The organism is Streptomyces sp. NPDC032198 (assembly GCF_040636975.1).
Lineage (GTDB): Bacteria > Actinomycetota > Actinomycetes > Streptomycetales > Streptomycetaceae > Streptomyces.
This window is the reverse complement of sequence record NZ_JBEZVL010000010.1, coordinates 181,151-194,724: the sequence shown is the minus strand read 5'-3', so window position 1 is coordinate 194,724 and position 13,574 is coordinate 181,151. Positions and strand designations below refer to the sequence as shown.

The window sequence follows — 13,574 nt, the reverse complement described above, 5'->3', positions numbered from 1 at the left end:
ATTTTCGGAGGTCTTCAGCAGGACCGTTCCCAGGTGCCGTACGAGGTACATCCTGGGTCCCCGGCCTCCGACCGGGGGTGTCGCCCTCCATTACTGAAGAGGGACGGGTCCTGCACATGTGCTTTACGTGCGTCGCGCGAAAATCTGCGAACTGCAGTCGTGCGTCAGCCCTGGCGCTGCTTGTGGCGCGGGTTGTCGCAGATAACCATGACCCGGCCGTGACGGCGGATCACCCTGCACTTGTCGCAGATCTTCTTGACGCTCGGCTTGACCTTCATTGGTGAGGTTCTCCGGGTCAGTGCCATCACCCCACGCGAATGGGGTCAGGGCAAGATCTACTTGTACCGGTAGACGATCCGGCCACGCGTCAGGTCGTACGGAGACAGCTCCACCACGACCCGGTCGTCAGGGAGGATGCGGATGTAGTGCATGCGCATCTTGCCGCTGATGTGCGCCAGGACCTGGTGGCCGTTCTGGAGCTCTACCTTGAACATGGCGTTCGGGAGAGACTCGACGACAGTGCCTTCGATCTCGATGGCACCTTGCTTCTTGGCCACGCTTTGCCCTTCGAATCGACTACCTTGATCGACTTCGTACGCCGCATGCAGACACACGGATGCACGAGAGCCGACGAGGCAGTCTACGTCAGGCACCCCGGAAAGACGAATCGAGGAAGTCTGCCCCACGCACAAGATCTTTAAGCAACGCCACAACGGGGCTCAGGCCACCGGATCGGGCGCCACAGTGACCCCGTACTCCGCCAGCTTCGCCCTGCCGCAGTCCGGGGACGTCAGGACCAGCGGACCTTCCTCCGTCAGCGCGATCGTGTGCTCCCAGTGCGAGGACCAGGTGCCATCCGTCGTGATCACGGTCCAGTCGACCATCTCTCGACGCCCCTCTCGCGGGATCGGCGCCAAGGGCGCCTCACAAGCTTCGAGCGGCTGCGCCGGACTCCGTCCGTCGGCGTCGGCTCAGGCCAGCGGATCCGGAGCCACCGTCACCCCGTACTCCGCCAGCTTCGCCCTGCCGCAGTCCGGGGACGTCAGGACCAGCGGACCTTCCTCCGTCAGCGCGATCGTGTGCTCCCAGTGCGAGGACCAGGTGCCATCCGTCGTGATGACGGTCCAGTCGTCCTCCAGGACCTCCGTGCGGGGGGTGCCGAGGGAGACCATGGGCTCGATGGCCAGGCAGAGGCCGGGGACCAGCTTGGGGCCCTTGCCGCGGCCACGGCCGACGTAGTTCAGGACGTGCGGGTCCATGTGCATCTCGGTGCCGATGCCGTGGCCGCCGTAGTCCTCGACGATGCCGTACTTGCCGCCGCCGGGCTTCGGCTGGCGGCGGATGTACGTCTCGACCGCGCGGGAGATGTCGACGAGCCGGTTGCCCTGCTTCATGGCGGCCAGGCCGGCCCACATCGACTCCTCGGTCACCCGGGAGAGCTCAACGAGCTCCGGGGAGTGACCGGTGCCCACGAACGCGGTGTAGGCGGCGTCGCCGTGCCAGCCGTCGATGATCGCGCCCGCGTCGACGGAGATGATGTCGCCGTCCTTCAGGACGGTCTTGTCGTCCGGGATGCCGTGTACGACGACCTCGTTGATCGAGGTGCAGATCGTCGCCGGAAAGCCGCCGTACCCGAGGAAGTTGGACTTCGCGCCGTGCTCGGCGATCACCTTGCGCGCGACGTCGTCCAGGTCCTTCGTGGTGGCGCCCGGCACCGCCGCCTCGCGTGTCGCGGCGTGGATGGCGGCGACGACAAGGCCCGCCTCACGCATCTTCGCGATCTGCTCGGGGGTCTTGATCTGCACCATGGGGCTTCCGCTCTCCGTCATCCGTCCAACAACCGGCTACGTACACAACACTACGGCCGCGGTCCCCCGAGGGGCACCGCGGCCGAAACAGCGTACTGGACTGCGTACGGGCTACTTGTCGCCCTTGAGCGCGTCCATCGCACGCTTCGTGACCTCGTCCACCTTGCCGAGCGCGGAGATCGTCACCACCAGGCCCTGGGCCTTGTAGTGGTCGATGATCGGCTCGGTCTCGCGGTGGTACACGTCGAGACGCTTGCGCACGGTCTCTTCCTTGTCGTCCCCGCGCTGGTAGAGCTCGCCGCCGCAGACGTCACAGACGCCCTCGGCCTTCGGCTTGCTGTACGTCACGTGGAAGACGTGGCTGGAATCGTTCCGGCAGATGCGGCGGCCGGCGATGCGCTTGACCACCTCGTCCTCGGGGACCTCCAGGTCGAGCACCGCGTCGAGCTTCTGGCCGTCCGTCTTGAGCGACTCGTCCAGGGCCTCGGCCTGCGACACGTTCCGCGGGAAGCCGTCGAGCAGGAAGCCGTTCACGGCGTCCGGCTGCATCATGCGGTCGTGCGCCATGCCGATGGTGACCTCGTCGGGGACGAGGTTCCCGGCGTCCATGAACGCCTTCGCCTGCTTGCCCAGCTCCGTGCCCTGGCTGATGTTGGCGCGGAAGAGGTCGCCCGTGGAGATGTGCGGGATCTTCAGGTTCTTGGCGAGGAACGCGGCCTGCGTTCCCTTGCCCGCACCGGGCGGCCCGACGAGGACGATTCGCATCAGCGGAGGAACCCTTCGTAATTGCGCTGCTGGAGCTGGCTCTCGATCTGCTTCACGGTCTCCAGACCCACACCCACGATGATCAGGATGCTTGTCCCGCCGAACGGGAAGTTCTGGTTCGCGCCGAAGCCCACCAACGCCATCGTCGGTACGAGAGCGATCAGACCCAGATACAGCGAGCCCGGCCACGTGATCCGGTTGAGTACGTAGCTCAAGTACTCAGCGGTCGGACGGCCAGCCCGGATGCCCGGGATGAAGCCACCATACTTCTTCATGTTGTCCGCGACTTCCTCGGGGTTGAACGAGATAGCCACGTAGAAGAAGGCGAAGAACACGATCAACAAGAAGTACGTCGCGATGTAAATCGGGTGGTCGCCCTTGGTCAGGTTCGCCTCGATCCACTGCTTCCACCCGGAGTTGCCACCCGCGAACTGGGCGACGAGAGCGGGGATATAGAGCAGTGAAGAGGCGAAGATCACAGGGATGATGCCCGCCTGATTGACCTTCAGCGGAATGTACGTCGACGTGCCGCCGTAGGAACGGCGACCGATCATGCGCTTCGCGTACTGGACCGGAATGCGGCGCTGAGCCTGCTCCACGAAGACGACCAGACCGACCATGACGAGACCGACCGCGATGACGGTGCCGAACTCGATCCAGCCGTCGGCCAGGGAGCCCTGCTTCTTGATCGCCCAGAGGGCGCTCGGGAAGGTCGCGGCGATCGAGATGAACATCAGGATCGACATGCCGTTGCCGATGCCGCGGTCGGTGATGAGCTCACCGAGCCACATGACACAGGCCGTGCCCGCGGTCATCGTGATGACCATGGTGACGGTCACGAAGATCGACTGGTCCGGAACGATCTCGGTGGCGACGGGGCAGCCGGAGAACAGCGAGCCCGTGCGTGCGGTGGCCACGAGGCCGGTGCCCTGGAGGATCGCGAGCGCGACGGTGAGATAACGCGTGTACTGCGTGATCTTCGCCGTGCCGGCCTGGCCCTCCTTCTTGAGCGCCTCCAACCGCGGGATCACCACGGTCAGCAACTGCAGGATGATGCTCGCCGTGATGTACGGCATGATGCCGAGCGCGAAGATCGTGATCTGCAGCAGCGCCCCGCCACTCATCATGTTGACCAGACCGAACAACCCCTGGTTGGAGTTGGCCTGGTCCATACAGACCTGGACGTTCTTGTAGCTGACGCCCGGGATCGGAATGTGCGTACCGATCCGATAGATCACGATGATGCCGAGAGTGAAGAGCAGCTTCTTGCGCAGGTCGGGCGTCTTGAACGCCCGGGCGAACGCGGTGAGCACGGTGCCTCCTGCGACCCCCGCGCGCGTGCGTCAGAGGTAGTGGTCTGAGGATCGACGAATACGTATCAGTCAGAAAAACCGCACGGCGGACCGCACGGAGCTTAGACAGTGCACGCCACCTTACCGGCGACCGTGCCCCCCTTGGAACGACCAACCGGGGATGCCCCTTTTGTGGGGCATCCCCGGCTGGGAATCGCTCAAGTCATCGAGTGGCCTGAAGAATTCAGACGAGCTCGGTGACGGTACCGCCGGCGGCGGTGATCTTCTCCTTGGCGGAGCCGGAGACGGCGTCAACCGTCACCTGCAGCGCCACGGTGACCTCACCCTGGCCGAGGACCTTGACGAGGCTGTTCTTGCGAACGGCACCCTTGGCGACGAGACCCTCAACGGTGACCTCGCCACCCTCGGGGAACAGCGCGCTCAGCTTGTCGAGGTTCACGACCTGGAACTCGGTCTTGAACGGGTTCTTGAAGCCCTTGAGCTTCGGGAGACGCATGTGGAGGGGCATCTGGCCACCCTCGAAGCGCTCCGGAACCTGGTAACGGGCCTTGGTGCCCTTGGTACCACGACCAGCGGTCTTACCCTTGGACGCCTCACCACGACCCACACGGGTCTTGGCGGTCTTGGCGCCCGGGGCGGGCCGGAGGTTGTGGACCTTCAGCGGGTTCTGCTCCGCCATGTCAGTCGACCTCCTCAACCGTCACGAGGTGGCGGACGGTGTTAGCCATTCCGCGGAACTCGGGGCGGTCTTCCTTGACGACCACGTCGTTCAGGCGCTTGAGCCCGAGCGAACGCAGCGTGTCGCGGTGGTTCTGCTTGCTGCCGATGTACGACTTCGTCTGCGTGATCTTGAGACGGGCCATTACGCACCCGCTCCCGCACGTGCACGAAGCAGAGCCGCGGGGGCGACGTCCTCGAGGGGCAGACCACGGCGAGCCGCGATCTCCTCGGGACGCTGCAGGCCCTTGAGGGCCGCCACGGTCGCGTGCACGATGTTGATCGCGTTCGAAGAACCGAGCGACTTCGACAGGATGTCGTGAACGCCGGCGCACTCGAGCACAGCACGCACCGGGCCACCGGCGATAACACCGGTACCGGGGGAAGCAGGCTTGAGCAGGACGACGCCTGCGGCCTTCTCGCCCGTGATCGGGTGCGGGATGGTGCCCTGGATACGCGGAACCTTGAAGAAGTTCTTCTTGGCCTCTTCAACGCCCTTGGCGATGGCCGCGGGAACTTCCTTGGCCTTGCCGTATCCGACACCTACGGTGCCGTCACCGTCGCCCACCACGACCAGCGCGGTGAAGCTGAAGCGGCGACCACCCTTGACAACCTTGGCGACACGGTTGATCGCGACAACGCGCTCAACGTATGCGGTCTTCTCGGCGGCAGCGCCACCGTCGCGACCCTTTCGGTCCCGCCGCTCGCCGCCACCGGCACCGCTTCCGCGGCGCTGGGGTCCAGCCATTGGAATTACCTCTCTCTGTTACGTCCGCTAGCTCCGGAACCGGGGCTTAGAACTTCAGCCCGGCTTCGCGGGCGGCGTCCGCCAGAGCGGCAATGCGCCCGGCGTACTTGTTGCCACCGCGGTCGAACACGACGGTCTCGACACCCGCGGCCTTGGCACGCTCGGCAACGAGCGCGCCGACCTGCTTGGCCTGCGCGGACTTGTCGGCCTCGCCACCGCGGATCGTGGTGTCCAGGGTCGACGCGGACGCAAGGGTGTGACCCTTGAGGTCGTCGATGACCTGAGCAACGATGTTGCGGTTGGAGCGAGTCACGACGAGGCGCGGACGCTCCGCCGTACCCGACACGTTCTTGCGGATGCGGATGTGGCGGCGGGCCTTGGCGGCACGCTTGTAAGCGTCACCCTTGGCGATCTTCACACCGTATGCCATGGCTTACTTACCTGCCTTTCCGACCTTGCGCCGGATGACTTCGCCCTCGTACTTGACGCCCTTGGCCTTGTACGGGTCGGGCTTGCGCAGCTTGCGGATGTTGGCCGCAACCTCGCCGACCTTCTGCTTGTCGATGCCCTCGACCGAAAGCTTGGTCGCGGACTCCACCTTGAAGGTGATGCCCTCGGGGGCCTCGACGAGGATCGGGTGGCTGTAACCCAGCGAGAACTCCAGGTTGGAGCCCTTCGCGAGCACGCGGTAACCGACACCGCTGATCTCGAGCTTCTTCACGTAACCCGTGGTCACGCCGGTGATCATGTTCGCCACCAGCGTGCGGGACAGGCCGTGCAGGGCCTTGTTCTGACGCTCGTCGTTCGGGCGGGTGACGCTGAGCACGCCATCCTCACCCTTAGCGATGTCGATCGGCGCGACGACGGTGTGGGAAAGGGAGCCCTTGGGACCCTTAACCGAGACCGTCCGGCCGTCGATGGTGACGTCCACGCCGGCGGGAACCGTGATGGGGAGCTTGCCAATACGCGACATTAGCTATTCCTCCGTTCCCGACTACCAGACGTAGGCGAGGACTTCCCCACCTACGCCCTTCTTGCCTGCCTGCTGGCCGGTGAGGAGACCGTGGGACGTGGAGATAACCGCCACGCCCAGGCCGCCGAGCACCTTCGGCAGGTTGGTGGACTTCGCGTAAACCCGGAGACCGGGCTTGGAGATCCGCTTGATGCCCGCAATGGAGCGCTCACGGTTCGGGCCGAACTTCAGCTCGAGAACGAGGTTCTTGCCAACCTCGGCGTCCTCGACCTTCCAGCCCGTGATGAAGCCCTCCTGCTGGAGGATCTCCGCGATGTGAGACTTGATCTTGCTGTGCGGCATCGCCACGGTGTCGTGGTACGCCGAGTTCGCGTTACGCAGACGAGTCAGCATGTCCGCGATCGGATCAGTCATGGTCATGAATTGGCCTTCGGCCTCTCTCGCCGTGGTTTCCTATCTGCGCCATCCCTCTCCCCACTCAGAGGCGGGACGGGTGCGGCGCGGGGACCTACGGCGTAGTAAGTCGGTCAGGGCGGCAGGCGCCCAACCCTCCTAGCCTAAGGCATGGAGAGGTGGGCCACCTACCGACCAGATACTTACCGAGAGCCTCCAGTAATTCCCAAGTCCCTAAGGACAGAGGGGAATTACCAGGAGCTCTTGGTCACGCCCGGCAGCTCGCCACGGTGAGCCATCTCACGAAGGCACACGCGGCAGAGGCCGAACTTGCGGTACACGGAGTGCGGACGGCCACAACGCTGGCAGCGGGTGTAGCCGCGCACACCGAACTTGGGCTTACGAGCAGCCTTGGCAATGAGAGCCTTCTTCGCCATCTCGCTTACGCCTCCTTGAAGGGGAAGCCGAGGTGACGGAGAAGGGCACGGCCTTCGGCGTCGTTGGTCGCCGTGGTGACCACGGTGATGTCCATACCCCGGACGCGGTCGATCTTGTCCTGGTCGATCTCGTGGAACATGACCTGCTCCGTGAGACCGAAGGTGTAGTTGCCACGACCGTCGAACTGCTTGGGGGACAGACCACGGAAGTCGCGGATGCGCGGAAGCGCGAGCGACAGGGTGCGGTCCAGGAACTCCCACATGCGGTCGCCACGGAGCGTGACGTGGCAGCCGATCGGCTGACCCTCGCGCAGCTTGAACTGCGCGATGGACTTCCGGGCCTTCGTGATGGCCGGCTTCTGACCCGTGATGGTGGTCAGGTCACGGACGGCACCGTCCATGAGCTTCGAGTCACGGGCGGCGTCGCCGACACCCATGTTGACCACGATCTTGACGAGGCCCGGGGTCTGCATGACGTTCTCGTACGAGAACTCTTCCTGCAGCTTGCCCGCGATCTCCTCGCGGTACTTCGTCTTCAGACGCGGAGTGGTGGTGGTCGTCATCAGATGTCCTCACCCGTCCGCTTGGCAACGCGGATCTTGTTGCCGTCATCGTCGAAGCGGAAACCGACACGCGTGACGACCTTGTTGCCGTCCTTCTCCACGACGAGCTGAACGTTGCTCACGTGGACAGGGGCTTCGGTGGTCACGATGCCGCCGGCCTGCGAACCGCTGGCGGTCGGGCCGGCCTTCGTGTGCTTCTTGACCCGGTTGACACCCTCGACCAGGACGCGCTCGTCGCGCGGGTAAGCGGCAATGACCTTGCCCTGCTTGCCCTTGTCCTTACCGGTGATGACCTGAACCAGGTCGCCCTTCTTGATCTTCATGCTTACAGCACCTCCGGCGCGAGCGAGATGATCTTCATGAACTTCTTCTCGCGCAGCTCACGGCCGACGGGGCCGAAGATACGGGTGCCGCGAGGGTCGCCGTCGTTCTTCAGAATGACGGCGGCGTTCTCGTCGAAGCGGATGTACGAGCCGTCGGGACGGCGGCGCTCCTTGACGGTGCGAACGATGACCGCCTTGACGACGTCACCCTTCTTCACGTTGCCACCGGGGATCGCGTCCTTGACGGTGGCGACAATGACGTCACCGATGCCCGCGTAGCGGCGACCCGAGCCACCGAGAACACGGATGGTGAGAATTTCCTTCGCACCCGTGTTGTCGGCGATCCGAAGTCGCGACTCCTGCTGGATCACGTCTATCTCCTGTTTGTCTGCCGGTTCCCGGCGGGGACTGTGCTTGACAGTCCCCACCGAGCCTGGCGGAACTGATCCGAGAGGGAAAACCCCTCGGAATTACTTGGCCTTCTCGAGGATCTCGACGATGCGCCAGCGCTTGGTCGCCGACAGCGGACGCGTCTCCATCAGGAGGACGCGGTCGCCGACGCCGGCAGCGTTCTGCTCGTCGTGCGCCTTGAGCTTGTTCGTACGGCGGATGACCTTGCCGTACAGCGCGTGCTTCACACGGTCCTCGACAGCGACGACGACGGTCTTGTCCATCTTGTCGCTGACGACCAGACCCTCACGGGTCTTGCGGAATCCGCGGTCGCTCTTGGTCTCAGTCACGTTGCTCTCGCTCATCAGGCGCTCTCCACCGTCTCGATGCCCAGCTCGCGCTCACGCATCAGGGTGTAGATCCGCGCGATGTCCTTACGGACGGCCTTGAGCCGACCGTGGTTCTCGAGCTGACCGGTCGCCGCCTGGAAGCGGAGGTTGAACAGCTCTTCCTTGGCTTCGCGAAGCTTCGCGAGAAGCTCCTCGTCGCCCAGTTCGCGCAGCTCGGACGCCTTGGTTCCGGCCGACATCACGACTCACCTGCCTCGCGCCGAACAATCCGGCACTTCATCGGAAGCTTGTGAGCAGCGCGGGTAAGCGCCTCACGCGCAGTCTTCTCATTCGGGTAGGACAGCTCGAACATCACCCGTCCGGGCTTGACGTTCGCGACCCACCACTCGGGGGAACCCTTACCGGAACCCATGCGGGTCTCGGCGGGCTTCTTCGTCAGCGGGCGGTCCGGGTAGATGTTGATCCAGACCTTGCCGCCACGCTTGATGTGGCGGGTCATCGCGATACGAGCCGCCTCGATCTGGCGGTTGGTCACGTACGCCGGAGTGAGGGCCTGAATGCCGTACTCGCCGAACGCAACCTGCGTACCACCCTTGGACATACCGCTGCGCTTCGGGTGGTGCTGCTTGCGGTGCTTGACCCTACGAGGGATCAGCATGTCGGTCAGGCCTCCGTTCCGGTGCTCTCAGCCGGAGCGGCAGCTGCGGCGGGAGCGTCGGCCTTGGGGGCCTCGGCAGCCGGCGCGGACTGCTGCTGCGGCTTGCGGCCGCGGCCGCCACGCTCGCCACCACGGCCACCACGGGCCGGTCGGTCGTTGCCGCCACCACGGGCCGGGCGGTTACCCGCACGGGCCGCGGCGTTCTCGGCGCGGACCTCGGCGATGTTCTTGACGTCGCCCTTGTAGATCCAGACCTTCACGCCGATACGGCCGAAGGTCGTCTTGGCCTCGAAGAAGCCGTAGTCGACGTTCGCACGGAGCGTGTGCAGCGGCACACGACCCTCGCGGTAGAACTCCGACCGGGACATCTCGGCGCCGCCGAGACGGCCACCACACTGGATCTTGATGCCCTTGGCGCCGGCCTTCATCGTCGACTGCATGCTCTTACGCATGGCGCGACGGAAGGAGACGCGGGAGGACAGCTGCTCTGCAACGGCCTGCGCGACCAGCTGAGCGTCGACCTCGGGGTTCTTGACCTCGAGGATGTTCAGCTGGACCTGCTTGCCCGTGAGCTTCTCGAGGTCACCGCGGATGCGGTCGGCCTCGGCGCCACGGCGGCCGATGACGATGCCGGGACGCGCGGTGTGGATGTCCACTCGCACGCGGTCACGGGTGCGCTCGATCTCAACCTTCGAGATGCCGGCGCGCTCCATGCCGGACGTCATCATCCGACGGATGGCGACGTCTTCCTTGACGTAGTCCTTGTACAGCTTGTCGGCGTACCAACGCGACTTGAAGTCGGTGGTAATGCCGAGCCGGAACCCGTGCGGGTTTACCTTCTGGCCCATTACCGGGTTCCTTCCTTGCTGCTGACGACCACGGTGATGTGGCTGGTCCGCTTACGGATCCGGTAGGCGCGACCCTGAGCACGCGGACGGAACCGCTTCAGGGTCGGGCCCTCATCCACGTACGCCTCGCTGATGACCAGCGAAGAGGCGTCACTGTGGTCGTAGTTGTGTGCAGCGTTGGCGATGGCGCTGTCAAGCACCTTGCCAACCGGCACGCTCGCGGCCTGCGGGGCGAAACGCAGGACCGCCTGAGCCTCCGTGGCATCCATGCCACGGATGAGGTCCACCACTCGGCGGGCCTTCATGGGCGTGACGCGGATGTACCGCGCCTGGGCCCTGGCTTCCATGGTTGTCCCTTCGGTGTAAGTCATAGTCGTTCCACCCCGCGCTAGCGGCGCTTCGACTTCCGGTCGTCCTTGACGTGGCCGCGGAAGGTGCGAGTCGGCGAGAACTCGCCGAGCTTGTGGCCGACCATCGCCTCGGTGACGAACACCGGGATGTGGGTCTTGCCGTTGTGCACCGCGATCGTGTGGCCCAGCATGGCCGGGACGATCATCGAGCGACGGGACCAGGTCTTGATGACGTTCTTGGAACCTGCTTCGTTCTGGACATCCACCTTCTTGATGAGGTGTCCGTCGACGAAGGGCCCCTTCTTGAGACTGCGCGGCATCTAAACCCGCTCCTAGCGCTTCTTGTTCGTCTTGCGGCGGCGGACGATGTACTTGTTGCTCGCCTTCTTCGGCGAACGAGTACGACCCTCCTTCTGACCCCACGGCGAGACCGGGTGACGTCCACCGGAAGTCTTGCCTTCACCACCACCGTGCGGGTGGTCGACCGGGTTCATCGCCACACCGCGAACGGTCGGGCGAACGCCAAGCCAGCGCTTACGGCCGGCCTTGCCCCAGTTGATGTTCGACTGCTCGGCGTTGCCGACCTCGCCAATCGTGGCGCGGCAGCGGACGTCGACCAGACGGATCTCACCCGACGGCATACGAAGGTGGGCCATGGAGCCCTCCTTCGCCAGCAGCTGCACGGAGGCACCCGCGGAGCGGGCGAACTTCGCGCCGCCGCCGGGCCGCAGCTCGATGGCGTGGATGGTCGTACCGACCGGGATGTTGCGGAGGGCCAGGTTGTTGCCCGGCTTGATGTCCGCGCCCGGTCCGTTCTCGACCCGGTCACCCTGCGACAGGTTGCGGGGGGCCAGGATGTAGCGCTTCTCGCCGTCCGCGTAGTGCAGGAGCGCGATGCGCGCGGTGCGGTTCGGGTCGTACTCGATGTGCGCGACCTTCGCCGGCACGCCGTCCTTGTCGTGACGACGGAAGTCGATCACTCGGTAGGCGCGCTTGTGTCCGCCACCCTGGTGGCGAACGGTCACACGACCGGCGTTGTTACGGCCGCCCTTGCTGTGCAGCGGGCGGACCAGCGACTTCTCCGGCGTGGACCGCGTTACCTCGACGAAGTCGGCGACGCTGGAGCCACGACGGCCCGGCGTAGTCGGCTTGTACTTGCGGATTCCCATTTCTCAGTCCTCGTCCGATATTCGGACCAGGGCGCTCCGTTAGGAGGCCTGGCCGAAGATGTCGATACGGTCGCCCTCAGCAAGGGTCACGATCGCGCGCTTGGTGTCAGCGCGCTTACCGAACCCCGTGCGGGTGCGCTTGCGCTTGCCCTGGCGGTTGATCGTGTTGACCCCAGTGACCTTGACCGAGAAGACCGCCTCGACGGCCTGCTTGATCTGGGTCTTGTTGGCGCCGGGCGCAACGACGAAGGTGTACTTGCCCTCGTCGAGGAGCGCGTAGCTCTTCTCGGAGACGACCGGCTTGACGAGGACGTCACGGGGGTCCGTGAAGCTCTTGCTCAGCGGCGTCTCAACGGTGTTCTTGCCCTCGGTGGCGTGGCGCTTCGCCTTGGCGAGGCGCGCGGCCTTGGCGGCCTTGGCCGCCTTGGGGGCGATGCTCGGGTGACGCGTAGCCATCAGGCTTCGCTCCCTTCGGTCTCATCGGCCTTGGGGCCAGACACGAAGGACTCGAAGGCGGCCTTGGTGAAGACCACGTCGTCCGAGACGAGCACGTCGTACGTGTTCAGCTGGCCCGGCTCCAGGATGTGCACCTGGGGCAGGTTGCGGGCGGAGAGCAGCGAAGTCTCGTCCGCACGGTCGATGACCAGGAGCACGTTCTTGCGCTCGCTGACCTTGCCGAGCAGCGTCTTCGCGGCCTTCGTGGAGATGTCGCCCTCGACCACGTTGGTGACAACGTGGATACGAGCGTTGCGGGCCCGGTCGGTGAGGGCGTGGCGCAGGGCCGCGGCCTTCATCTTCTTCGGGGTCCGCTGCGAGTAGTCACGCGGCTGCGGGCCGTGGACGACGCCACCGCCGGCGAACTGCGGCGCACGGGTCGAACCCTGGCGGGCGCGGCCGGTGCCCTTCTGGCGGTACGGCTTCTTGCCACCACCGCGGACTTCACCGCGGCGCTTGGTCTTGTGCGTGCCCTGACGGGCAGCTGCCAGCTGAGCGACGACGACCTGGTGGAGAAGCGGGATGCTGATCTTCTCTACGTCGAAGATCTCCGCGGGGAGCTCGACCGTCCCGGCCTTGTCGCCTGCCGGCGAAAGGATGTCAATGGTGCTCATCGGTTCCTCAAACCCCCTTGGCCGCGGTACGGACCAGGACGAGGCCACCGTTCGGACCGGGGACTGCGCCCTTGATGAGGAGCAGGCCCTTCTCCGCGTCAACGGCGTGAACGGTCAGGTTCTGGGTGGTGACCCGCTCGTTGCCCATACGGCCCGCCATGCGGAGGCCCTTGAACACACGGCCCGGGGTGGCACAGCCACCGATGGAACCGGGAGAGCGGTGCTTGCGCTGGGTACCGTGACCCGCGCCGAGTCCCTTGAAGTTGTGACGCTTCATGACACCGGCGAAGCCCTTGCCCTTGCTCTTGCCCGTGACGTCAACCTTGACGCCGGACTCGAACACCTCGGCAGTCACCTCCTGGCCCAGCGTGTACTCGCTGGCGTCAGGGGTGCGGATCTCCACCAGGTGGCGGCGGGGAGTCACGTCGGCCTTGGCGAAGTGACCCTTGAGGGGCTTGTTCACCTTGCGAGGGTCGATCTCGCCGAAGGCGATCTGGACCGACTCGTAGCCGTCGGAGTCATTCGTACGGACCTGGGTAACGACGCAGGGCCCGGCCTTGACGACGGTGACCGGGACGACACGGTTGTTCTCGTCCCAGACCTGGGTCATGCCGAGCTTCTCGCCCAGGACGCCCTTGATCTGCTTAGTCATCTGTCCGC

25 protein-coding genes and 1 pseudogene are annotated in these 13,574 nt (G+C 65.2%); all 26 read right to left on the bottom strand.

The window, feature by feature from the left end; translation table 11 throughout:
- Positions 1-164: 164 nt before the first annotated feature.
- Positions 165-278 (bottom strand): 50S ribosomal protein L36, encoded by a 114-nt coding sequence (gene rpmJ, locus AB0E78_RS26755; RefSeq protein ID WP_003974245.1) that lies wholly within the window; start codon positions 276-278, stop codon positions 165-167.
- A 57-nt stretch (positions 279-335) separates the two neighbouring features.
- Positions 336-557, bottom strand: a complete 222-nt coding sequence (gene infA, locus AB0E78_RS26750; RefSeq protein WP_003948620.1) for a translation initiation factor IF-1 — start codon at positions 555-557, stop codon at positions 336-338.
- 162 nt (positions 558-719) lie between these two features.
- Positions 720-887, bottom strand: a pseudogene (locus AB0E78_RS26745) (type I methionyl aminopeptidase); the annotation flags it as partial.
- Positions 888-971: 84 nt separating this feature from the next.
- On the bottom strand, positions 972-1,808 hold the full coding sequence (map, locus tag AB0E78_RS26740; protein WP_361837231.1) for a type I methionyl aminopeptidase: 837 nt from the start codon (positions 1,806-1,808) through the stop codon (positions 972-974).
- A gap of 111 nt (positions 1,809-1,919) precedes the next feature.
- Positions 1,920-2,573, bottom strand: coding sequence for an adenylate kinase (locus AB0E78_RS26735; RefSeq protein ID WP_361837228.1), 654 nt, complete (start codon positions 2,571-2,573; stop codon positions 1,920-1,922).
- Positions 2,573-3,886 carry a preprotein translocase subunit SecY gene (gene secY / locus AB0E78_RS26730; RefSeq protein WP_361837225.1) on the bottom strand — a complete coding sequence of 438 codons (1,314 nt, stop codon included), beginning with the start codon at positions 3,884-3,886 and terminating at the stop codon, positions 2,573-2,575. Before secY ends, AB0E78_RS26735 begins: the two co-directional genes overlap by 1 nt.
- Before the next feature lie 223 nt (positions 3,887-4,109).
- Positions 4,110-4,565: a 50S ribosomal protein L15 gene (gene rplO / locus AB0E78_RS26725; RefSeq protein ID WP_249588330.1), complete on the bottom strand. Its 456-nt coding sequence runs from the start codon at positions 4,563-4,565 to the stop codon at positions 4,110-4,112.
- Position 4,566: 1 nt separating this feature from the next.
- Positions 4,567-4,749, bottom strand: a complete 183-nt coding sequence (gene rpmD / locus AB0E78_RS26720; protein WP_041985698.1) for a 50S ribosomal protein L30 — start codon at positions 4,747-4,749, stop codon at positions 4,567-4,569.
- Positions 4,749-5,351 (bottom strand): 30S ribosomal protein S5, encoded by a 603-nt coding sequence (rpsE, locus tag AB0E78_RS26715; protein ID WP_160506669.1) that lies wholly within the window; start codon positions 5,349-5,351, stop codon positions 4,749-4,751. Before rpsE ends, rpmD begins: the two co-directional genes overlap by 1 nt.
- A 46-nt stretch (positions 5,352-5,397) precedes the next feature.
- Positions 5,398-5,781 (bottom strand): 50S ribosomal protein L18, encoded by a 384-nt coding sequence (gene rplR, locus AB0E78_RS26710; protein ID WP_344522013.1) that lies wholly within the window; start codon positions 5,779-5,781, stop codon positions 5,398-5,400.
- A gap of 3 nt (positions 5,782-5,784) precedes the next feature.
- Positions 5,785-6,324: a 50S ribosomal protein L6 gene (gene rplF / locus AB0E78_RS26705; RefSeq protein ID WP_249588331.1), complete on the bottom strand. Its 540-nt coding sequence runs from the start codon at positions 6,322-6,324 to the stop codon at positions 5,785-5,787.
- A gap of 21 nt (positions 6,325-6,345) precedes the next feature.
- Positions 6,346-6,744, bottom strand: a complete 399-nt coding sequence (rpsH, locus tag AB0E78_RS26700) for a 30S ribosomal protein S8 (protein WP_361716660.1) — start codon at positions 6,742-6,744, stop codon at positions 6,346-6,348.
- Positions 6,745-6,968: 224 nt separating this feature from the next.
- Entirely contained in the window at positions 6,969-7,154 is a 186-nt protein-coding gene (locus tag AB0E78_RS26695; protein ID WP_003948630.1) for a type Z 30S ribosomal protein S14, read from the bottom strand.
- A 5-nt stretch (positions 7,155-7,159) separates the two neighbouring features.
- Positions 7,160-7,717 (bottom strand): 50S ribosomal protein L5, encoded by a 558-nt coding sequence (gene rplE, locus AB0E78_RS26690; protein ID WP_249588332.1) that lies wholly within the window; start codon positions 7,715-7,717, stop codon positions 7,160-7,162.
- Entirely contained in the window at positions 7,717-8,040 is a 324-nt protein-coding gene (gene rplX / locus AB0E78_RS26685; protein WP_160506664.1) for a 50S ribosomal protein L24, read from the bottom strand. Before rplX ends, rplE begins: the two co-directional genes overlap by 1 nt.
- 2 nt (positions 8,041-8,042) lie before the next feature.
- On the bottom strand, positions 8,043-8,411 hold the full coding sequence (gene rplN / locus AB0E78_RS26680; protein ID WP_073768975.1) for a 50S ribosomal protein L14: 369 nt from the start codon (positions 8,409-8,411) through the stop codon (positions 8,043-8,045).
- Positions 8,412-8,510: 99 nt separating this feature from the next.
- Positions 8,511-8,795, bottom strand: a complete 285-nt coding sequence (rpsQ, locus tag AB0E78_RS26675) for a 30S ribosomal protein S17 (RefSeq protein WP_361837218.1) — start codon at positions 8,793-8,795, stop codon at positions 8,511-8,513.
- Positions 8,795-9,019, bottom strand: coding sequence for a 50S ribosomal protein L29 (gene rpmC / locus AB0E78_RS26670; RefSeq protein WP_003998824.1), 225 nt, complete (start codon positions 9,017-9,019; stop codon positions 8,795-8,797). The genes rpsQ and rpmC overlap by 1 nt, the downstream gene beginning before the upstream one ends.
- Positions 9,019-9,438 carry a 50S ribosomal protein L16 gene (rplP, locus tag AB0E78_RS26665; RefSeq protein WP_135332557.1) on the bottom strand — a complete coding sequence of 140 codons (420 nt, stop codon included), beginning with the start codon at positions 9,436-9,438 and terminating at the stop codon, positions 9,019-9,021. The genes rpmC and rplP overlap by 1 nt, the downstream gene beginning before the upstream one ends.
- A 5-nt stretch (positions 9,439-9,443) precedes the next feature.
- The gene (rpsC, locus tag AB0E78_RS26660; RefSeq protein ID WP_160506663.1) at positions 9,444-10,286 is read right to left on the bottom strand and encodes a 30S ribosomal protein S3; all 843 of its coding nucleotides are present in this window, start codon (positions 10,284-10,286) and stop codon (positions 9,444-9,446) included.
- Positions 10,286-10,633 carry a 50S ribosomal protein L22 gene (gene rplV, locus AB0E78_RS26655; protein WP_016645177.1) on the bottom strand — a complete coding sequence of 116 codons (348 nt, stop codon included), beginning with the start codon at positions 10,631-10,633 and terminating at the stop codon, positions 10,286-10,288. Before rplV ends, rpsC begins: the two co-directional genes overlap by 1 nt.
- 41 nt (positions 10,634-10,674) lie before the next feature.
- On the bottom strand, positions 10,675-10,956 hold the full coding sequence (rpsS, locus tag AB0E78_RS26650) for a 30S ribosomal protein S19 (RefSeq protein ID WP_160506662.1): 282 nt from the start codon (positions 10,954-10,956) through the stop codon (positions 10,675-10,677).
- A 12-nt stretch (positions 10,957-10,968) separates the two neighbouring features.
- On the bottom strand, positions 10,969-11,805 hold the full coding sequence (gene rplB, locus AB0E78_RS26645; protein WP_160506661.1) for a 50S ribosomal protein L2: 837 nt from the start codon (positions 11,803-11,805) through the stop codon (positions 10,969-10,971).
- A 39-nt stretch (positions 11,806-11,844) separates the two neighbouring features.
- On the bottom strand, positions 11,845-12,261 hold the full coding sequence (gene rplW, locus AB0E78_RS26640; protein WP_190084419.1) for a 50S ribosomal protein L23: 417 nt from the start codon (positions 12,259-12,261) through the stop codon (positions 11,845-11,847).
- Entirely contained in the window at positions 12,261-12,914 is a 654-nt protein-coding gene (gene rplD / locus AB0E78_RS26635; protein WP_160506659.1) for a 50S ribosomal protein L4, read from the bottom strand. Before rplD ends, rplW begins: the two co-directional genes overlap by 1 nt.
- Positions 12,915-12,921: 7 nt before the next feature.
- Positions 12,922-13,566, bottom strand: a complete 645-nt coding sequence (gene rplC, locus AB0E78_RS26630) for a 50S ribosomal protein L3 (RefSeq protein WP_160506658.1) — start codon at positions 13,564-13,566, stop codon at positions 12,922-12,924.
- Between the last annotated feature and the right edge of the window lie 8 nt (positions 13,567-13,574).